Annotated in this window: 17 protein-coding genes and 1 pseudogene; 5 read left to right on the top strand and 13 right to left on the bottom strand. The window is 65.3% G+C overall.

The features are described from left to right. The first annotated feature begins 85 nt into the window (after positions 1 to 85). Positions 86 to 697: a LysE family translocator gene (locus H0B56_RS01895; RefSeq protein WP_180891174.1), complete on the top strand. Its 612-nt coding sequence runs from the start codon at positions 86 to 88 to the stop codon at positions 695 to 697. Between the two features lie 72 nt (positions 698 to 769). On the opposite strand, the gene H0B56_RS01890 is transcribed toward H0B56_RS01895, so the two are convergent. Both H0B56_RS01890 and H0B56_RS01885 read right to left on the bottom strand, forming a co-directional pair. After that, positions 770 to 1960: an ATP-binding protein gene (locus H0B56_RS01890; protein WP_180891173.1), complete on the bottom strand. Its 1191-nt coding sequence runs from the start codon at positions 1958 to 1960 to the stop codon at positions 770 to 772. Next, complete coding sequence (locus H0B56_RS01885; protein ID WP_180891172.1) at positions 1957 to 2670, bottom strand: response regulator transcription factor; 714 nt, start codon at positions 2668 to 2670, stop codon at positions 1957 to 1959. Before H0B56_RS01885 ends, H0B56_RS01890 begins: the two co-directional genes overlap by 4 nt. A 228-nt stretch (positions 2671 to 2898) precedes the next feature. On the opposite strand from H0B56_RS01885, the gene H0B56_RS01880 reads away from it, so the two are divergent. Beyond that, a complete protein-coding gene (locus H0B56_RS01880; protein WP_180891171.1) occupies positions 2899 to 3129 on the top strand; it encodes a hypothetical protein in 231 nt (76 codons plus the stop codon). 5 nt (positions 3130 to 3134) lie between these two features. Beyond that, positions 3135 to 4718 (top strand): molybdopterin-dependent oxidoreductase, encoded by a 1584-nt coding sequence (locus H0B56_RS01875; RefSeq protein ID WP_180891170.1) that lies wholly within the window; start codon positions 3135 to 3137, stop codon positions 4716 to 4718. Positions 4719 to 4862: 144 nt separating this feature from the next. Here H0B56_RS01875 and H0B56_RS01870 read toward each other — a convergent pair whose 3' ends face one another. Both H0B56_RS01870 and H0B56_RS01865 read right to left on the bottom strand, forming a co-directional pair. Beyond that, positions 4863 to 5435: a hypothetical protein gene (locus tag H0B56_RS01870; protein ID WP_180891169.1), complete on the bottom strand. Its 573-nt coding sequence runs from the start codon at positions 5433 to 5435 to the stop codon at positions 4863 to 4865. 144 nt (positions 5436 to 5579) lie between these two features. Further along, positions 5580 to 6641, bottom strand: coding sequence for a sulfotransferase (locus tag H0B56_RS01865; protein ID WP_180891168.1), 1062 nt, complete (start codon positions 6639 to 6641; stop codon positions 5580 to 5582). 683 nt (positions 6642 to 7324) lie between these two features. Here H0B56_RS01865 and H0B56_RS01860 point away from each other — a divergent pair. Continuing rightward, a complete protein-coding gene (locus H0B56_RS01860; RefSeq protein ID WP_180891167.1) occupies positions 7325 to 8464 on the top strand; it encodes a phosphatase PAP2 family protein in 1140 nt (379 codons plus the stop codon). A gap of 136 nt (positions 8465 to 8600) precedes the next feature. Here H0B56_RS01860 and H0B56_RS01855 read toward each other — a convergent pair whose 3' ends face one another. The 3 genes from H0B56_RS01855 to H0B56_RS01845 form a co-directional block, all read right to left on the bottom strand. Next, positions 8601 to 8933, bottom strand: a complete 333-nt coding sequence (locus H0B56_RS01855) for a YciI family protein (protein WP_180891166.1) — start codon at positions 8931 to 8933, stop codon at positions 8601 to 8603. A gap of 239 nt (positions 8934 to 9172) precedes the next feature. Further along, positions 9173 to 11638, bottom strand: a complete 2466-nt coding sequence (leuS, locus tag H0B56_RS01850; RefSeq protein WP_343063713.1) for a leucine--tRNA ligase — start codon at positions 11636 to 11638, stop codon at positions 9173 to 9175. Positions 11639 to 12007: 369 nt separating this feature from the next. Further along, complete coding sequence (locus tag H0B56_RS01845) at positions 12008 to 12589, bottom strand: TetR/AcrR family transcriptional regulator (RefSeq protein ID WP_180891165.1); 582 nt, start codon at positions 12587 to 12589, stop codon at positions 12008 to 12010. 247 nt (positions 12590 to 12836) lie between these two features. Here H0B56_RS01845 and H0B56_RS01840 point away from each other — a divergent pair, with 247 nt between their 5' ends. Next, complete coding sequence (locus H0B56_RS01840; RefSeq protein WP_180891164.1) at positions 12837 to 13505, top strand: TetR/AcrR family transcriptional regulator; 669 nt, start codon at positions 12837 to 12839, stop codon at positions 13503 to 13505. A gap of 63 nt (positions 13506 to 13568) precedes the next feature. Here H0B56_RS01840 and H0B56_RS23585 read toward each other — a convergent pair whose 3' ends face one another. The 6 genes and pseudogenes from H0B56_RS23585 to H0B56_RS01815 all read right to left on the bottom strand — a co-directional run bounded on the left by H0B56_RS23585 (position 13569) and on the right by H0B56_RS01815 (position 20702). After that, the gene (locus H0B56_RS23585; RefSeq protein ID WP_180891644.1) at positions 13569 to 13895 is read right to left on the bottom strand and encodes an alpha/beta hydrolase; all 327 of its coding nucleotides are present in this window, start codon (positions 13893 to 13895) and stop codon (positions 13569 to 13571) included. Positions 13896 to 14349: 454 nt separating this feature from the next. Then, entirely contained in the window at positions 14350 to 15258 is a 909-nt protein-coding gene (locus tag H0B56_RS22665) for a hypothetical protein (protein ID WP_246360773.1), read from the bottom strand. Positions 15259 to 15330: 72 nt separating this feature from the next. Next, positions 15331 to 15783 (bottom strand): annotated as a pseudogene (locus H0B56_RS23580) (FAD-binding oxidoreductase); the annotation flags it as partial. A 95-nt stretch (positions 15784 to 15878) separates the two neighbouring features. Continuing rightward, positions 15879 to 16697, bottom strand: a complete 819-nt coding sequence (locus tag H0B56_RS01825; protein WP_180891162.1) for an SDR family oxidoreductase — start codon at positions 16695 to 16697, stop codon at positions 15879 to 15881. 31 nt (positions 16698 to 16728) lie between these two features. Then, a complete protein-coding gene (locus tag H0B56_RS01820) occupies positions 16729 to 18336 on the bottom strand; it encodes a sodium:solute symporter family transporter (RefSeq protein ID WP_180891161.1) in 1608 nt (535 codons plus the stop codon). A gap of 1346 nt (positions 18337 to 19682) precedes the next feature. Beyond that, a complete protein-coding gene (locus tag H0B56_RS01815) occupies positions 19683 to 20702 on the bottom strand; it encodes an amidohydrolase family protein (protein ID WP_180891160.1) in 1020 nt (339 codons plus the stop codon). Positions 20703 to 20705 lie beyond the last annotated feature (3 nt).

Raw genomic sequence — 20705 nt, 5'->3', positions numbered from 1 at the left:
CAACCGGCGACGTCGCCCGGTACCGTGGGTCCGGCGCGTGACGGTCACGCGCCGCCGATGGCGCTGAACCCGGGAGGTGCTTGTCATGAGTGTCGAGTTCCTGGTGACCTCCCTTGTCGTGGTGGCCGTCCCGGGCGCAGGCGTGCTCTACACGCTCGCTGCGGGCCTCTCGCGCGGAGGTGGCACGAGCGTGATCGCGGCGGTGGGTTGCACGCTGGGTATCGTGCCGCACATGGCCGCTGCCCTCACCGGCCTGGCGGCGTTGCTGCATGCCAGCGCGGTGGCGTTCCAGGTAGTGAAGTACCTGGGCGTGGCCTACCTGCTGTACATGGCGTGGTCGATGTGGAACGCGAAAGGGACGCTCGCGGTGGACACGGAGACCGCTCCCCGCTCGGCGGTCAAGGTGATCATCTCGGGCATCTTGATCAACATCCTCAACCCGAAACTCGCGCTGTTCTTCCTCGCGTTCCTTCCGCAGTTCATCAGCCCCACCGAGCCGCACGAACTGCTGCGCATGGCGGAGCTGAGCAGCATGTTCATGCTGCTCACATTCGTGGTCTTCGTCGCGTACGGGCTGGCGGCCGCCGTAGTGCGCTCGTGGGTCATCTCGCGTCCCCGGGTGATGACCTGGATGCGCCGCAGCTTCGCGGGAGTGTTCGTCGGTCTGTGCGCACGCCTGGCGTTCGCCGACCGGTGACGTCTCGGCCTGTGGCCCGGCGCCGTTCGACGCGTACGTGCAGCCGTGCCGGAGATGCCGGGATCCGGCACATCACGGTGTCATCGGCAACCGCACGACCACGGCCGCGCCCTGGCCGGGCTCGATCCGGATCGAGCCGCCATGGGCCTCCACCAGCTCGCGGGCGATCGCGAGGCCGAGCCCGGCGCCGCCGGAGCTTCGTTCCCGTGCGGAGTCGCCACGCTCGAACATATCGAATGCCCGTTCGGCGAGGTCGGCAGTGAAGCCGGGCCCGCTGTCCGCGACGGTCAGCACTCCCTGCGAGTCCTCGGCCGTCACCGACACCCGGACCACCCCCGCCTCCGGGCTGTGTCGTACCGCGTTGTCCAGGAGGTTGCGCAGCACCCTGTCGAGCGCCTGCGGGTCACCAGTGGTCCGTACCGGGTCCACGGCCGCCAGCTCGACGGTGACGTCGGAGCGCGCCGCGAGCGGGGCAACCCCCTCCACGGCCCCTTCCGCGATCTCCGGGAGATCGAGCGTCATGCGCTCCAGGCGCATGTCGCCCGCCTCCAGCCGCGTCAGCATGAACAGGTCATCCACCATGCTGCGCAGCAGCTCGACGTCGGCGGCCATGGCACGGAGGTAGCGGTCGGGGTCGCCTGCCACACCGTCCTGTATCGCCTCCACAGCAGCCCGCAGGCTCGCCAGCGGGGTGCGCAGGTCATGCCCCACCGAGGCCAGCAACCGCCGCCGCGCCTCCTCGCCACGGGCACGGTCCCGCTCGTAGCTAGCCAGCTGGTCGACCATCCGGTCGACCGACGCCGCGACCTCACCGACCTCGTCGCGGCGATCGATGCCGGTACGTACCGTCAGGTCCCCGCCCGCGACGCGACCGGCCGTATCGGCCAGCTCGCGCAGATCCCTGGTCAACGACCCCGTGACGGCGATGGCAAGCAACACTCCCAGCCCGGTACCCAGGGCGAGCGCGGCCAGCACCAGACGCATGTCGGCGGGGTCGAGGAGCATCGCCCTGGCCGAGGCCGCCACCACGACACCGGCCGTGATCACGGCGGCCACCGCTACGGCGAGGACCGTCCAGCGCAGCGACGGCAACCGGCGATGCACCCTGGTCAGCCACCAGCCGAACGGTATGGCCAGCAGCGCCACCGCGGCGAACACGCCGTAGAGCGTGACCCGCTCGCTCGTCGAGGGCCGCATCGCCACCTCACCGACGCCGAGCACGAGGCCGGTGGCGACGGCGATGAACGCGGCCAGCGCCCTCACGGTTCGAATCGGTACCCCACACCTCGGACGGTGACCAGCCGCGCCGGGCGGCTCGGGTCGGGTTCGATCTTCTGCCGGAGGTGCCCGATGTGCACGGTGACGGTCGCGGGATCCTGCCACTCCGGGGCGGAGTCCCACACCTGCTCGAGCAGTTGCCTGCGGGTGAACACACGCCGCGGCGATCGCGCGAGGAACGCGAGCAGGTCGAACTGCCTGCGTGTCAGCTCAACGGGCGACTCCGCCACGCGCACCTCGCGTGTCGCCTCGTCGACCACGAGCTCACCGAACCGTACGGCCCCGGGCCGGGGCTCCGTCGCGACACGGCGCAGCACCGAGCTGACCCGCGCGGCGAGCTCGCGCGGGCTGAACGGTTTGACGACGTAGTCATCGGCACCCATCCGTAGGCCGTCGACGCGCTCGGCCTCGTCACCGCGGGCCGTCAGAACGATGACAGGGACATCGCCGCGCGCCCGCAGCTCCCGCAGCACGGTCAGGCCGTCCACGGTGGGAAGCATCAGATCGAGCACGACGAGATCGAACGGCCGGTGGTCGAGCTCGTGCAACGCGGCGGCACCATCCGCGACCGCCACCACCGTATGCCGGTCCTGCTCGAGGTAACTGCTCACCACCTCACGCACCATCGGCTCGTCGTCGACCACGAGCACGTGGGCAGCTCCCACGTCCGTGCCTGCCTGACTCGCGAGGGTCATCTCGATCGGCTTCCTGTCGAGCGCTCATCCGTGGTGGAACGCGAAGCGTGGCGCGCCGCTGCACCTCATCGTATGGGTGCCACGCGGGCGGGGACAGCGTTCGCACGCCACTTTCGCCGGACTTAATCATCGCTTGCGCGCCGGATTGTTCTCGTCGGGTGGACTGCTGGTGGGCAATCGCGGGCACCTGCCGGGCCCGCACCGATCGACTCATCAAGGAGGTCCACCGTGACGGTTCGCGCCAAGTTCGTAACGTCGTTGCTCGCGGGGCTGCTCGCCACCGGCATCGCCGCCTGCGACGACACCACCGAAGGCAACGGCGATGAGATGGACGGCACCGGCAACAGCGAGATGACCGAGGACATGAACGACGACGATATGGAGGACGATGGCACCAGCGGCGACGACATGAACGACGAAATGAACGACGAGGACGAGATGGAGGAGGACGGCGGGTGAGCCCGGTGCTGACTTCCCACGCCGACGCGCGCACGGTCCCGGCGATCGCCGGGACCGTGGCGACCGGCCTCGCCGTCGGCGTCACCGAGCTCGCGGCGGGTCTGCTGCCCGGAGGTGCCTCACCGTTCGTCGCCGTCGCCGGGCGGATCATCGAACTGACGCCCGGTCCGGTCGTCGAGCTGGCGATCAGCGTGTTCGGCGGCGCCAACCGGCTGGTGCTGCTGCTGTGCATGGCGGTGGGACTGCTCGCCGCTGGGGCGTTGCTCGGTATCGGTGCGGCAGCACGCCGGTGGCTCGGCCCAGCGGGGCTCGGGGGCATCGCCACGCTCGGCATCGCCGCCGGACTCGCCGCCCCTGCCGTGCCTGCCCTCGTCGCCGTCGCCGCACCCGCCGCCGGCTGGGGCCTCGGTGCCGGTCTCCTCCTCGTGCTGCTCGCACGGAGCGAGGCAGGTGGCGCGGAAGCGGGCGAGCACGCCGGTGACCAGCCCGACGAGGATCATGCAGGCCCGGACGAGCCGGAACGGCCACGCCGCTCGTTCCTCGCCGTGGCCGGTGCGGGGGCGGTACTGGCCGTGGCGAGCGCCGGCGGTGGCCGGTACCTGCAACTACGCGCGGCGGCACGGCGCGCCCGCACGAACGTCAGGCTTGCCCGGCCTGCCACGCCGCTCCCGCCGCCGCCCGGCACCGCCTCCTTCGACATCGACGGTCTGGCGAGCCTGGTCACCCCGAACGAGGATTTCTACCGCATCGACACGGCCGTGACCGTGCCCCGCCTCGACGCCGACAGCCACACGGTGCGGGTCACCGGGATGGTCGACACGCCCCTCGAGATCGGTTACCGCGAGCTGGTCCGCGCTGCCGACACCGAAGCGGACGTCACGCTGGCGTGCGTGTCCAACGAGGTCGGCGGGAGTCTCGTCGGCAACGCCCGCTGGCAGGGCGTTCCCCTGGCCGACGTGCTCGATCGTGCCGGCGTGCACCCGGAGGCGACCCAGATCGTCGGTCGCGCCACGGACGGCTGGACCGCTGGATTCCCCGTCGAGGCCGCCTACGACGGGCGGCCCGCGCTGGTCGCGGTCGGGATGAACGGTGAACCTCTCCCCGAGGAGCACGGGTTCCCCGCGCGGCTCGTCATCGCGGGCCTTTACGGGTATGTCTCCGACACCAAGTGGCTGGCCGAGATCGAGCTGACCACGTTCGAGGCCTACGACGCCTACTGGATCCCACGTGGATGGGCCGAGCGCGCACCCATCAAGACCCAGTCGCGCATCGATGTGCCGCGCGAAGGCGCCGAGCTGAACGCGGGCACTGTGACCGTCGCCGGAGTCGCGTGGGCAGGTGTCCGGGGTGTGGAGGCCGTCGAGGTCGCCGTCGACGGCGGCGACTGGCGCGAGGCGCGCCTTGCAGGCGAGCTCGCCCGCACCACCTGGCGCCAGTGGGCCTACGAGTGGGACGCCACCCCCGGCCAGCACCGCATCCAGGTACGCGCGACCGACGGCACCGGCCGGACACAGACCGGCGAGCGAAGCGGCACCATCCCCGACGGGGCCACCGGGCACCACACCATCGAGGTCACCGTGACGCGGTAGGCAGTGTCATACAAGGCCGGCACGTCGATACCGCGGTCATGGCGCGACCCGGCAGCAGCTCGGTGCCACGGATCGCCACGGAGACGTGATGGTGGAGTACTGACACGCGGGCGATCACCCGCGAAGGGCCGCGCGAGCCGTGCCCTATGGTTGCCGGATCTCGATGGACTCCAGCATCGCCTCGGCGTCCGCACGCCACTCGTCGAAGGTGTCCGGGCGCGCCGTGTACGTGACGATCACCGCCTGGTCATCGACGACCGTGTAGCGCACCAGGTAGCGCATATCCCCCTGCCCCATACCGAGGTCCCCCGCGTACTCTACCTCGTAGCCGGTACGCCCGTCGACGTCGACCTCGCGTTCCGACTCGAGCTCGCCGATGCCGTCGAGCTCGGTCAACGACACGTCGTGGAACTCCTCGGCCGTGGCGCCGTGCGCCGCGTCCAGCAGCACGTTGACGTTGTCGCAGAAGTCCTGCCCGCACGCTTCGGCGTTGGCGATGACGGTAGCGCCCTGCGCCGCCTCGGGCCTGATCCGCCACCCCGGCGGCATCTCCACCAGCACATCGACGGCCCCCTCGTGCACGGCCACCCCGTCACCCGGCGAGCCGGCACCATCCTCAGCCGCCTCGGGCTTGCCCGGAACCTCGTCGGCACCACAGCCCGCCAGCAGCGCCGCCGAGGCCACGCTTGCCACCACCACTCGCGCTGGAACCCGCATGAAGCTGACCTTCGTAGCAGTGAGATGCGCTGTCAATCGAATGCGACAAGGAAGACATCCACGCACCCAACGGTGTGCGCGAGTCACAGTCGCGGCAGCCGACCGTTCCCGTGTCCGGGTGGAGTGTGCGCCACCCGTGGCCGGTTAGCGGCGTTGTCCGCTGGTCAGCCGTGCGACCACGGGCTGGCGGTGGGTGAGGCGTAGCTTGAGTTCCTTCATCTGGCGCCGCCCTGCCAACTTGGCCCGTTCGAGGCGTCGCCTGCGCAGCGCACGGTACATCTCGGCGGTGGGCCGCGAGCTGCCCGCAGCGGGTTCGTAACCGTACCGCCGCAGCCTCTTGCCCGCGGCGTACTCGATAAGCGCGATCTCCTCCCCGCTGAGCTCGTGCTCCCAGCGCCGGCTCGAATCCGCGCTGACCGGCTGGTGCACCTTCCAGTGATACGTGCTCGTCTCGGGTATGTCGTTGTGTTCGTGGTACGACAGCGCATCCGCGATGCCGTCCCCGGACAGCCGCAGGAAGGAACACACGTCCGTGAGCGTCTCCTCCGGCCGGGCCACCAGGTCCTCGTAGCGGATCTCCAGCAACTGGTCGGGGGCCAGCCGCCTGCGCCACGCGTCCGCCGCCCGCTGCGAGCGCTCCCACAGCTCGGCAACGGGAACGACATCACCCCCGTACCAGTCCAGCCTGCGCATGGACGCGACCGCGGCGCGCGGGTCCCGGACGACGTTGACGAACTGGGCATCGGGGAACATCGCGAAGATCGCGTCGAGGTACTGGACGTACATCGGTCGCTTGTCTCCCCAGCGCTCCTTGCCCTGCTGTTCGGCATACATCAAAAAGCAGGTGCCGAGCAACGAGCCCACCGTCGGTGGCGCGGCGACGAGTCGCTCGATAGCGCGCTGCGATTCGACGCCTACCCTGCCCGGCCGGGCGGCCTTGCGGGTGAAGATCCAGCGCGCGAGCTTCTCGCGGTTGCGCTCGACACCGAGGTCGCCGAACCGTTCCCGGCGCCGCCACGTCTCCAGCAGGAACCGGCTCTCCCGTGGCATCGCCAGCTCTGGGTGGCTGTTCAGCATCGTACGCAGCAGCGTCGTGCCCGACCGCGGGCATCCTCCGACGAACACCGGCCGATCGGGCGCTCCGGCGAACGGCGACAGCGCTCCCGAGGACAGTTCGCCGGCGTGACTTCCAGTCGTCGCGGACACAGCCACCCCTTCTCACCACGTCACGATTCCGGGAACGGTACTCCCGGTGCATCAGCATGCACAATTCCATGTTGCTCAGCCGTGTGCTTCGTGGCACCACGCGCCTCGCCGGCAGCCGGGATGCCGAATGCCGGTACCGGCCGCGAGCGCCGTGAACCGGCCGGCCTCGGCACGGCGAACACGGTCGCCACGGCCGGCGGGTGGCACCCGGAGGTATCCCGATAGACCCGGTGGGTGGCACACGAGCGTTCGAGACCGGGAGGCGGGATCGCAGCAGAGCACGGGAACGTCCCTCGTATCCACAATAGACACGCTTCGCCGCCGCGATCTTGCGATGTCGGATATCTTGGACAGCATCGGCCTTCGCGGCCCCTGGCAGGCCGGGCGAGCACGCACCCGACAACGAATCCCATTCCGCTCAGGCCGGTTCGAAACGCCGTCAGGGTAGCGCCGGCAGTTGCCCGGCCAACCCTCTCAGCGGCGGCCCCTGTGTGAGCGCCTCCGGCGGCAACGCAGAATGATGTCCCTAGGGGTGGGCTTCCGGGGCCACGGGAGGAGGAACTATGTACGGTAACGCACGAACTGGTCGCGGGCGGGGAATGGCATGTTATCGGTCGGCATGTCCCGCGTCCAGCGAGTGCGGCGTCGATCCGGCCGCCGAGACACTGCGGGGGTGTGGGCGTATGCCCGGCAGGCATACCAGGGACGGTGCCATCGGACGGCGCAGCGTGACGGCAGGCCCGCTGGTGGCGCTGCTCACGCTGGCGGCGGCGCTGGTGGCGACGCAGGTGGCGGACGTGCCGCTGCGCGATCCCGACGGAGTCGCCAGCCGGCGCCTGGTGTTCGTCGTGGGGCTGGTGCTCGGGCTCGTGGCGCTCGATGTCGTGGTCCGCGCGTCTCTCCGGTCGGCGACGAGAAGGCCGACCCGCGCAGCGATGCGCGCGGTGCTGCGCCAACGCTGGAGCTGGAACCGCAGCGTGGTTGTGGGGGTCGCCCTGGTCAGCTTCTACGTGACGTACCTGGGGTATCGCAACATCAAGAGCGTGGTCCCCCTGCTACGGCCGGGTGACCTGTTCGACGACGAGCTCGCGGAACTCGACCGCGTCCTGTTCGCAGGCCACGATCCCTTCACGCTGCTGCACTCGTTACTGGGGACCGGGCCCCAGTCGCATTTCCTGTCGCTCGTGTACCTGTTCTTCCTCGTCTTCGTACCGCTCTCGCTGGCGTGTGCGCTGGTGTTCTCACGAAACCTGCGAGGTGGGCTGTTCTTCACGACGGCGCTGTCGATCAACTGGCCGCTGGGCGCTGCCGGCTATGTCCTGCTTCCCGCGCTGGGCCCCGTCTATGCGACACCGGTCGCCTTCGCCCACCTGCCCGGCTCCCACGCGTCGGACCTGCAAAACGCCCTCCTCGACGAGCGCATCACGTTCCTGCACAACCCGCAGGTCGACGGCGCGGCTCAGGCGATCGCGGCCTTCCCCTCGCTGCATATCTCCATACTCTTCACGGTCGCGGTGGCCGCGCACCTGCTCGGGCTGGCGCGGAACGTGCGGATCGCCCTGTGGGCGCTCCTGGTGGCCTCGAGCGCCTCCACGATCTACCTGGGCTGGCACTACGTCGTCGATGGCATCGCGGGCGTGGCCATCGGCCTCGCCGCGCTTGCCGTCGCCCGCCTGCTCACCGGCTTCGTCGTGCACACCACGTCCCGCCGACGTCCCGGGCCGATCCACGCGTCCACCGGCGCGCGACCGGGCCGGGCAACACATCAAGCCCCGGTCACACACGGAGACCGCGAAGGTCCGACGGCCTCGCGCACGTCGTGAACCACCTCGCACGCCCGCCGCAGCCTGCCGCCGCACCCGGTGGCCGGTGCCGCCGACAACGAACTCCCAGGTCCCTGACCCGGGTACGGCCGTCGCACACCGCCACGGCCGCGGCAGGCCGGCGGGCGCGACGTTCTCACGGCGTCGAGTCGAGCGGCCAGACCTCAACCACACCGTGCGCCACCGCGCACGGTGTTTCGGAGACCAACCGTGTGGCCTCCTCGATATCGGCCGCCTCGATCACCGCGAACCCCGCGACCGGAAGGTCCGACTGCATGAACGGACCGTGTGTCGCCCGCACACCTTCGCCGTCGTGGTTGCGCACCTGCACCGGAGAGCCGGCGACCCCCATCAACGCACCGTCGGCTCGCAATCGCTCGTCGTGTGCATGCGCTGCCTCGCGCACGGCCGAATCGGTCCGGTCGTAGCCTGCGCGATCGCCGTAGCCGATCGTGATGAACTTCGCCATCCGGGCACCTCCTCGTAGGTATGGGTCGGCGCATTCGTACTCCGTCTCGCTCAGGTAGACCTCGCTGAGCTTGCGAACTCATCGGGGCGTAGCCCCATTGGACGATCGCGCACAGCTCGGCGCCGTTGCATACGGAGCCCGCGCACGAGTCCCCGCCGGAGTACACCTGCTGTCCGTCCGAACGGATCGTGGGCCGGAGCTGCGACATCCCAGGTGAGCGGCCCGGTGAGAAGCTCACGTTAGCCGACAACGAAGTTGACCAGCCGCGGCGGTTTGGCCACGGTGCGGACCACCTCGCGATCGCCGAGCGCGGCGGCGACCTGCTCGCTCGCCCGGCTCACCAGCTCCGCCTCGGCGGTATCCACCGGAACCTCCAGCCTGCCGCGGAGCTTGCCATTGATCTGGACGATGCACACGGTGGTTTCCCGGGCTACCAACTGCTCGTCCACTGTGGGCCATCCGGCGCGGGCGACACTGGGCTCGTGCCCGAGCCCCTCCCACATCTCCTCGGCGGTGTAGGGGGTGAACAGCGACAGCATCACCGCGACCGCTTCGACTGCTTCCCGTACCGCCGGATCAGCCTCGGATCCCGCGTCTATCCGCTTGCGTGCCGCGTTGACCAGTTCCATCAACCGCGCAACCAGCACGTTGAAACGGTGTGCTTCAGCCAGTTCCGCCGCCTGGGCCACCGTGCGGTGCGTGAGGGACCGCAGCTGCCGATCGCCACCCTCGGCATCCGTCCCCGGTGGGCATGCCACGTCATCGGCCAGTCGTAAGGTTCTGGCCAGGAAACGGCTCGCGCCGGCCGGCGAGACGTCGGCCCAGTCGATATCGTCCTCGGGCGGCCCCGCGAAGATCATGGTCAGCCGCACGGCGTCCACCCCGTAGGTGGCGAGCTGCTCGCCCAGATCGACCAGATTGCCATGCGATTTCGACATGGCGGCACCGTTCAGGATGACCTGCCCCTGGTTGAGCAATGCTTGGAACGGCTCGTCGAAGTCGACCAGCCCCATGTCCCGCAGGACCTTGGTGAAGAAGCGCGCGTAAAGCAGATGGAGAATCGCGTGCTCCACACCGCCGACATACTGCGCCACCGGCATCCAGCGCCGTACCGCCTCCGGGTCGAACGGCCCCTCCGCGTAGCCGGGCGAGCAGTAGCGAAGGAAGTACCAGGACGAGTCGACGAAAGTATCCATTGTGTCCGTGTCACGCCGGGCATCCCCGCCGCAGCGTGGGCACGCGGCGTTCACCCAGTCCTCCGCCGCGGCGAGCGGGGGTTTCCCCCGAGGGGCCAGCTCGGCGCCACGCAGCTCGGGCAGCCGAACCGGTAACTCCTCGTCGGGTACCGGGACCTCGCCGCACGAGGGACAGTGCACCACGGGTATGGGGCAGCCCCAGAATCGTTGCCGGGACACGAGCCAGTCGCGGAGCCGGTACTGCACGCCCGGTTCACCGGCCTCCAGCTCGGCCAGTTCGCGCAGCACACTCGCCGAGGCGTCACCGATGTCCATCCCGTCGGCGGGGCCGGATTCGACGTGCGGACCGTCCCCGGTGTAGGCGATACCGGAGCTGGCGGGATCGACGCCGTCGTCCGGCTGCACGACGGTACGCACCGGTAGGCCGAACTCCCGCGCGAAGTCGAGGTCACGCTGGTCGTGCGCGGGCACAGCCATGATCGCGCTACTGCCGTACCCGGCGAGCACGTAGTCGCTCGTCCAGACCGGAACGAGTTCCCCGGTGAGCGGATGCACCGCTCGCACACCGAGGTCGACACCAGTCCTCGAGGTGGACGCGGGGTGTCGTTCGGCGTCGGATCCCGCTCGCACCCGCGCGACGTACGCGTCGAACTCGGCCCGGCGCTCGGGCGCGCACAGCTTGTTCGCGAGCTCCGCCTCGGGCGCCACCACCAGGAAGGTCGCGCCGTAGAGCGTGTCGGGGCGGGTGGTGAACACTCGGATCGTCTCGCTACCACCCTCCAGGGCGAAGTCGACATACCCGCCCTCGGAGCGTCCGATCCAGTTGGTCTGCATGGTCAGCACCCGCTCGGGCCAGCGGCCGCGGAGCTGCGCCATGTCGTCCAGCAACCGGTCGGCGTACTCGGTGATCCGCAGGAACCACTGTGTCAGCTCCCGCTCGGTGACGGCGGCGCCGCAGCGCTCACAGGCACCGCCGACGACCTGCTCGTTCGCAAGCACCGTCTGGTCGACCGGGCACCAGTTCACCGCGGACTCCTGGCGGTACACCAGCCCCCGCTCCCGCATCCGCAGGAACAGCCACTGGGTCCAGCGGTAGTACTCGGGATCGGACGTGTGCAGCCGTGCCGACCAGTCGAAGGACACGGCGTACCGGCGAAACGACTCGGCCTGGGTCTCGATGTTGGCGTAGGTCCAGTCGGCGGGGTGCGCCTGGCGGGTGATCGCTGCGTTCTCGGCGGGCAGGCCGAAGGAATCCCAGCCCACCGGGTGCAGCACGTCATAGCCACGCTGCATCCAGTAGCGGGCCACCGCGTCACCGAGGGCGAACGCCTCGGCATGCCCCATGTGCAGGTCCCCAGAGGGGTACGGAAACATATCGAGCACGTACTTGCGTTCGCGAGAACCGTCATCGGCGACCGCGTACGGGTTCAGCACGTCCCAGATCGCACGCCATTTCGCCTCGATGGCAGCGAAACCATCCGCTCCGACCGTGGCATTGTCATCGCCCACCGGATCCACACCCCCATCACCGACTACCGGGCTGATACTCAAGCCGAGCCTGCCCGACAGGCCGCCGAGTCTAGACCGAAAGTTCCACTCCCCGAAGTGCACCCGCTACAGGCGATCCAGATCTACCCGGGCCCCGGGGCGTGGATCTCGGGATCGTTCCAGATCACGGTGCGAACCCCGGCGCCCGTGCGCTCCTCGGCGGAACGGGGCACGGAATCCGGAGCCTCGGTCAGCGCCACCCGGAGTAAGCCACCGGCGGGCCGATGCGGTGACGGCCGGTATCCGGCAGTGAGGCGACAGCGTGAACGAGCACAGGCCGCCCTGGTGTTCGACAAAGGAACGCTTGCGTGTCACGACCATTCACATCGTTCACGCGACAGATCCCACTAGGGCGCGGCGAACGAAGGCTTCGAGTTTGTCGCGGTCGGGTTCCTCCTCCCGGAGAACCACTTGCATTTGCAGCCCACAGGTCAGAGTGCCGAGCATGCGACCGGTCAACGAATCGGTGCGGGCGATGAACGGTGCGGCGAACGCGTCGTCCCACTCGGCTGCGGCGGAGCGCAGACTGGGGCGATGCAGCGAGACGGTGTAGAGGTTGTGCTCCGCGATTGTGTATTCCCGTTGTTCGGTCGCAGAGGTCACGACGAAATCCGCTAGCGCGGTGGGCAGGGCAGCATCCGGAGGAAGGTTCCGCTCCCATTCCCGTAACTGGGCCACACTATGGTGCGCGACCTCGTCCATGGCTGCCTCGACGAGCTGGTCGAGGCCTGTGAAGTAGTAGGTCGTGGAGCCCAACGGCACGTCAGCGGCTTCGGCCACCTTGCGGTGGGTGAGCGCTTCGACGCCGTGTTCGGCGATCACCATGATGGCCGCGCGCACGATCCGGCGGGGCCGGCCTGGGTCGTTCTTACTCCGGCCTCGCTTGCGCGCACTCGCCCTGTCCGTTGACATGCCTGGTCTCCCGTACTCGCCTGGATCAACGAAGCTTCCAAGTCCTGGACAGTCGTGTCAAGTTCGATACCGGCGTCAGTCAGTTACATCAGCATCGACACACTCACCGAAACAGACCCGTAAACACGCGAGGGCCGTTACGAGACTGGGTCACTCGAACCCTTCGGCGTCCAGGCCAGGAACGCATCATGCACGGATAGCACTATTGCCGCACGTACTATAACCTTGTTATGGTACGTTGGCAGGCATGGGTACGACTGGCGATGTGGGCGCGGACATGCGGTCCCAGCTGGTGGCGGCCACGGTCTCGCTACTGGCCGGAGAGGGCCCGGGTGTGATCCAGGCCCGTCGGCTGGCTCGCGAGGTGGGCGCGTCCACCATGGCGGTCTACCACTATTTCGGCGGCATGCCACAGCTACTGACAGACGTGCGTGAGGAGGGGTTTCGGCGGCTCGACGCCCGTCTCTCCGAGGTTGCGATCACCGATGACCCCGTCACCGACATCGGTCGCCTCGGGCTGGCCTACCGGCAGGTCGCCTGGGAGAACCCGCATCTTTATGACCTGATGTTCGGCCTGTCGACACCGGGCGGGTACCGGCCGGAAGCACACGCTCCGCCCGCAGAAAGCGACAGGAGTAGTTCCCAACGCGCTTATACCCACCTTGTCGACGCTGCGGCCCGTGCCATACGCGCCGGCCGGGTGCGCGACCAGGACCCCGGCAGTGTCGCGGCGCAGTTCTGGAGCGTTCTGCACGGCTACGTCGCCCTCGAGCTGTCCGGTCACCTCGACCAACTCGATGGGCTCAATCAGGTGCTCATTCCTATGGGAATCAACCACCTCGTCGGGCTCGGCGACGCCCCCGAAGACGCCACCAACTCACTCGAGCGCATCAACACTGCGAACGCCGAGTCGTAACGCCGGCCTACCGATAACCGGACGGCAGGGTACGAGAGGGCGTCGGTGCTGCGGATCGTCCCGTCACGATGGAGAGAACGGAGCTTCGTCCTGCGTGCACGTCTGACCGCCGGTGGGACGGCCCCGGACACCAGATAGCCCTCCACGTGCGTGGCCACGCACGCGCTCTCCCCCCAGCGCGCCATGACCCCAGCCGTCCAGCGTCAGCATGCGGGAGTCTTCCAGCAACGTGTTGAGCATCTGCGCCCCGCTCATCGGGGTCACGGGGTCGTGCCGGTGAGCAACCAGGAGCACCGGAGCGGACGTGTCCTTCACGAATGACCCCCGGTACGCGTCATCCGACGACCCCGGCCGACAACTGCAACTGCCGGGTGCCCGCCGTGCTGCGATTCCTCCGAATCAGAGACGCCGAAGCATGAACGACTCCGCAGCTACCGCACATACCTCCACGACCGCGCGCCGCAGGTGGCGTGCGGCCTGGTTCACCGCAGGCTCGGCGCTCGCAGTCGCCGCCTTCCTGCTCGGATCGCTCGGCGTCGCCCCTCCCTCAACTGTCGTGGAACGTCCGTTCACCGAGACCGAGACCTCGAGGGGGACCTATTCCCGGGCTGCCGCGCACCTCGACCTGGAGATCGCGCGAGGCCAGGCACACGTCGCCGGGAGGGACGCCCAAAGGGTGGAGGTCCGCAGCCACCTACTGTCCCTGTCCGGGCTCTCACCCCACCACACGCGCACACGAGACGATGCGTCCGCACCATCAGCCGGACGGTTTCCCATCACTTCAAACCGTTCACACCGATACGGTACAATCCACCCGCCGACTTCCGCGAATCTAATGTGCTGGTCAATCCATTGACGTAGGTACGTCAATTCCATATCTGCCGGGTGACAATACGCCGCCCGGATCAAACACAGCCTTGACATTGCTCGCCACATCGCGGAACACGCGATCTCGATGCGACATTTCATCCTCCTGGCCGTCCACGGGAACTCGTCCAACCGGATAGCCAACATCTCGGTAGGCCGCCCGCAATTGCTGCGCCGCCGACGCCACGCGTTCGCATTCCGCACCATTTGTCGGATCGAAGAGAATACTATGCAGCCCACGAGCGACGCGACCCGCGAATATGTAGTCGATGCACGTGTCGATACCGTGTTCCGTCAATATCGCTCGCGACATACGCGCGTGACTCTTTGCGACATCTCCAATCATAGGAGTTGCGGGCGTCAACGATACAATACCTCCTCCCCGCCAATTCGTCATCGCTACTTCTTCACCGGTAGGTCGACCACTATATGTATCGATATGTATTTTGAGTTCAGGTCGTTCCGCCGCTTCCCCGTGCGGCACATACTTGACATCGCTTCTGATCTGCAATCTGTTCTTTACATGCTGTAGCGTACTTCGTACATGATTCGTATTAGAGCCGTAAATCGCACCACTAACCACCCAAGCACCAAGATCGTGTTCGCGGTGAAGTTCGCGCCTCACCTCTTGGGGAATCGGCCCGGTACTGACACCGGCCGGATACGGGATCTGCGACGAGAGTGCGTACAAGTCACTCGTCGCCTTGATGGCGGTTGGAACCACTCCATCCAGTCGCAATTCTCGACCAATATCAGTTATATCCCCAATATCGTCATCGTTCGGATACATAAAAAAGAATGATTCGATGATGTCCGGGCGTCGCATGAGCCAGATACCCATCCGCGTCACGACACCGAAGTTCGATTGCAGGAACAGTCCGTCCATAACCGGTCCCAGGCCATACCTCGACAAGTGCCATGTCTTCGATCCACTTACCGCCCCGTCCCCGGTCCGCAGGATACGCCCATCACCCAGCACGGCCTCGATTCCGCAGCAGTTCCCGAAGTGATCTGCACCAGGTGTATACCCGCCCCCCTTGTCAAGGGTATTTCCCAACGGACTCCCACTCGGCGGACCACTGGTCGTGTCACACATCAGCGTGTCGCCCTGATCTACGAGAAATTCATGTAACGCTTCGTACGTGACCCCTGGCTCGACGACCACGTACCTGAGAACCGGATCGAACTCGAGAATCCGATTCATCCGCCGGCCCAAATCCAGGAGAATCACGCCCGGCCGCGGTGCTACAGCAGCTCCCAGACCCAAATTTTTACCCGTGCTAATCGGATGAATCGGAACCTGGCACCTTGATGCCAGTCGAACTATGCTACTGACTTCATCGGCATCGCCCGGAAACACTATCCCTGCCGGACATATATTCCCACTCGGCAATTCACTTGCGGCATACATCTCCACGGTATCCGAGGCCGTTTCAACCCATTGTTCCCCAATTTCCTCGGCTGCTTCGCGCAAGAATCTCCGAATTGCGTCTTCCGACACTTATGCTACTCCATTTCCTTCGAACCCGGCCTCGCTCTTGCCTCTCCATTCACCAGTTCCGGTGCAGGTGAGTACAACTTCTCAATCCCTTGTACTTCGCTGAACTCGTGAACGCATGGCTCAGGCGTATCGTGATACTTCAACCAGACCTCTCCAGTCGTTTCCGATTTCAAAACATATGTCACAGCCTCTGCGAACACTTCGGGGCTTATACTGCGCTCGGGGAGATCACGAAAATTTTCGGGCGTGAGATCCGTCAATACCGAGAACGGGCACAGGGCGTTCACCGAAACACCGAACTCCTTCAGCAATTCACCCATGCTTCGAACGAAGCTCAACTGCGACGCCTTAGCCATCGCATAGAACGGATCTTGTGGATACGGTATGAGTGCGTCGACGGAGGAAATGACCAGGACGCGTCCCGATTCCTGCTGTAGGAATACTGGTAGGAACGTCATTGTTCCGTTGACTACGCCGTGTTGATTTACGGCGAGTACGCGCTCGTACGCACCCTGATTCAACCAACCGAATGTATCGTCGTCGACCCTGGCGCCGCGAGGCCGTGACATCGTTCCAGCGTTCAAAACCAAGATGTCGATCCGCCCGTGTGTCTCCAACACGTGATCCTTGAGATGAACCCAACCGACCGGATCCGAAACATCGAGTCGGTGGAACTCTGCAGATGGACCAAGTTCGCTTTCGAGGTTTCGTCCCGTCTCGTCATCCACATCAACCAAGACAACCTTCATGCCGCGCTGCACCATAATTCGCGCAGTTGCTGCACCTATACCGTTTGCAGCTCCGGTGATCATTGCGACCTGCATATAGCTACTCCTGACCACGGCTTATCCGGAATCATCCAAGAACACTCAGTACCGGACGGTAGTATGCGTAGTAGAGGACTCCGATGGAAGCGATAGATACAACGGAAAGCGTCACTAGCGTAGCTTTTGTCTTCTTCAACTCAACTGTATCCACTTCGCTACTCGGCGTGTTCATCAATTCCTTCCTGAAGGCTGTACCACGTCGACTGGCATCTTTACTACTGCTAGCGGCAAGAGCCGCACAAAAACTGATCGCAAATCCGACGATGGCTGGATGTAGATATATGGGAATCTCGAGAGAGGTGGCTACTTCTGCAATCTCCATGGCTACCACTGTCGTAAAACCACTCGCGATACTCGCACTGGCGCCGCGCGCTGTTATGCGAGAACTATGGACTGCCATCAGGCAGACCGGCCCCCAGGATGCAGCGAAGAGTGCTCCTGCGAAGTAAGCCAATTCAAGAATGGCGGGTGGCGCGATATAGGCGACGACAAAAACAGAGGCTCCGACACCGAGAATGGCGAGTCGAGCACCTTTCGTTCCAGAATCAGATGTTGACGGCTTTTTCTGGTTATTCACGTTGATGTCGTGCGATACGCTGAATCCCACCAACGAGAGGAACGTCGAGGCAGTCGACAGTCCGGCGGCAAATATTCCGCACAAGGCAACAGCGCCGAGCCCTATCGGCATAATCTCCTGTGCTGCATGAATAAATGCGTTTTCCGACGGTTGGATTGAAGAGTCGTACAGATTCAGCGCCAGGGAACCGAAGGCCAATGGTATGTAGAATACCAACATCGCTGCGGCCGCCCATGCACCTCCACGTACACTTGCGTGTTCATTTTTTGCCATCATGTAGCGACTGCTCTGCCAGGGACTCACGGTGATGATAATTGCCCAGACGACACCGTAGATTCCGGCCCAGACGATTGCATCTCCGGGCGTTCCCATGTATGCGGTCGAGCCAGTTAGCCCGTGGGGCATGAGGCTATCGGGATGGGTCCCGAGGTTCGCAATTCGAGCAACGACATCCTGAGGGCCGCCCAGATCCCAAATAACCCATCCCATGCACATAATCGCAGCTGTGGTGAAGACAACGAACATTATCGTGTCGGTTACCAGAACTCCGGGTGATCCCGAAATTATCGTAAGGCTGGTGTATGCGACGAGGAGGACTAGCAATGCTGTGGCGAAGTTTATATCCAGCAAGCTTGACATCAAAAGAGCGAGCCCTTGTGTAATCGCCAACAGGTAGATTCCGACTCCTGCGATTACGGTCACTCCTGCCAACACCTGCACGCGCCGTGAATCGAAACGCTTACCGAGAAACTCGGGAATAGTGAGCACATTAGAGCGTCGAAGGTACCGACCGAATATGAGCGGGCCGAGTATATAGCCTGTGTACGATACGACCAGTAGTATCAGAAGTAGGATCGGGTAACCATCGTACGAAAGTCCTACGTCTCCGGTGAAACCTACGGCACTCATATAGGACGCGACCAGCGATCCAGTTATGAGGAGCGTGGGAGCTTTTCGGCCGGCAACAAAATAGTCTGACTTCGTCTTTACGTGTCGGCCTACGACGTACCCGATAAGGACATATACCAGGAAGCTAATCAGTACTATGGCTGTAAACACTGCTATTCACCCCCTCGTCGAATGTCGTAGAATAGCAGCGTTGCATAACGTGAATTGCGACGAGCGCTGCGACCAACGGCGGAGTTCCGTAGAACAGTGTAAATAGTAGCGGTTCCAGCATTTGTGTCTCCCGGTCGACCACGAGTCACGGCGTCATCGTGGGTTGACGGTCAGTTGAAGTTTCGACCACCTACATGGACGTGATTTTCCGTACGCTCGCATCAAAATTCCTGGCGTATCGGATGATCTCTGGTCGCGGATGCTACTCAATAATGTATGTGTATTGATCATCAGGATTACCCAGGCGAAGTACGGGTGTCGGCTTGGTCCAGCATTGATTCCTCCGGATAGGACTGCTGTTTCTAACACTGGCCAACTTCCAGTGTGATCTATGCAATAGAGTGTAGATGTCCAAACCATGTCTGACTAATGCGCATTGCGTTGTTGGACATGTCTGTTTGGGCATATCCCGTGCGTATGGGCTGATCATCTGCGTGTTGGCCGTCGCAGCACGACGTCCGTAGATGGCGATCTTTATCGCCTCGCCGCTGGTGCGCTCACTGGTAGTGAGCGTGTGCCCGCCGTCTTCACCAGGTTGACGATTGGATTTCGTTCTCGTTCTCGCAATCGGCTCGGCTGCCACGAGTGTTGATCGGGGATTGATTTGCTTCGAGTCATCGAGAGCAGCCTGTCTGGGGCTCGTTCGGTGACAGCGAGAACGATCGCGAGTGCATGGGCGACACGATCCAGTGGCGGCGGGACGCCGAGCTTCTGAGTTGCTACTAGTCGGTCTGAGCCGGGACGCGGCATCGTGTGAACGGTTTCTCGACCGTCAACCGGCACCCAGCCACCTCGACAAGGCTGCTTGGCGCGCCCGACTGCGATGCATGACAGAGTTGGTATGCAAGTTGATCGTCAGAGTTGTTGCCGCATATGAGTAGGTGCTGCTACCCAAAGCCCAGGGCGTCGGCGTAGACGACGATTCGGACCGAATATTGGGACGGCCCCTCGTGAAACCCACGCCGACTAGGGGTGCCGGTTTCACCGAACGCTTGATTGCCCGGCGCCTACAGGAGTGGGACGGATGGTACCGACATCATGTCGAGCGCGGTGGGTTTCCCCTACACATCGGGCGGCAGTTCGCCGACCGTGTTGGAGCGGCGCAACCTGTACCGGCCGCCGGTACAGCGTGGTATCGCCACGTCTACCTTCGCACCTGTCGCCACCCGCCGCTAGCTCGTCAAGAAGCTGGTGGCGGGTGGCGACAGGTGCGAAGGTCGGCGACGAAAACCATATCGAGTGCCGGCTCCGGAGGAGTACGGTCTACTCCCGGTGCGCGTGCCGTATCAACATGATGTTGGACTAGCCTGCGTACCGTTGAGAAACGAGCGCGCGTTGCCGCCCAGGATGGCTTCCTTGGCCCCGTCCGCCTGCAGGTCCGCCCGTCGCACCACCTCCCCCACGGGGCGCTCGCCGAGCGGGTACGGGTAGTCGCTTCCCAACATCACCTGGCCCGAGCCGAGGGTGTCGACGAGTAGTCGCAGTGCCTGTTCGTCGAAGACGACCGTGTCCACACTGAACCGTTCGAGGTAGTACGATGGCGGCCTTTCCGATGTGCCGATCACGTCGCCGCGCTGGTACCAGGCGTTTTCCATGCGTCCTAGCCAGAACGCGAAGGATCCGCCCCCATGCGCGAAGCAGATGCGTAGCGTGTCGGGCACCTTGTCGAACACCCCGCCCAGGATGAGGGCGAGGATGGACAGGTGCGTCTCGGCGGGCATGCCGGTGAGCCAGCGCGCCATCCACCGATCCAGCCGGGGCGAGCTGGGCATGTCCCAGGGGTGCACGAAGACTGGGGCGCCAACATCGGCGCAGTGCTGCAGGAAGGTGACGATACCTGCGTCGTCGAGGTCCCTGTCTCCGACGTGGTTGCCGATCTCGACGCCGACGTGCCCTGCCGCGAGGCAGCGGTCGAGTTCCGCGCAGGCGGCGTCGGTGTCCTGCAGCGGAACCTGGCAGAACGGCAGCAGCCGCTCCGGCGCCGGCTCGCAGATCTCCAGCGCCAGGTCGTTGAAGACCCTGGCGACCTTGACCGCCTGCGGGCCCGGCCTAGAGTACGAGAAGAACACCGGCGTCGGGGAGACCACCTGTATGTCCACCCCGTCGGCGTCCATCGCCGCCACCCGGGTCCCCGCGTCCCAGCAGTCGGCGCGCACGCGGCGGAACTCGCGGGAGCCGACCATGATCACCGCGTCGCGCTCGGTCTCGACCCGCATCCACGGCCAGTCGTGCGCCGCTCCGGCGACCTCGTTCAGGTCGGGCCACCCGCGCGGCACGTAGTGGGTGTGTACATCGATGACGCTCACGTG

Source organism: Haloechinothrix aidingensis (assembly GCF_013450155.1).
In the GTDB taxonomy this organism is placed as follows: domain Bacteria; phylum Actinomycetota; class Actinomycetes; order Mycobacteriales; family Pseudonocardiaceae; genus Haloechinothrix; species Haloechinothrix aidingensis.
Note: the sequence above shows the minus strand (reverse complement) of the source record. Positions and strands in the feature narration are given on the sequence as shown.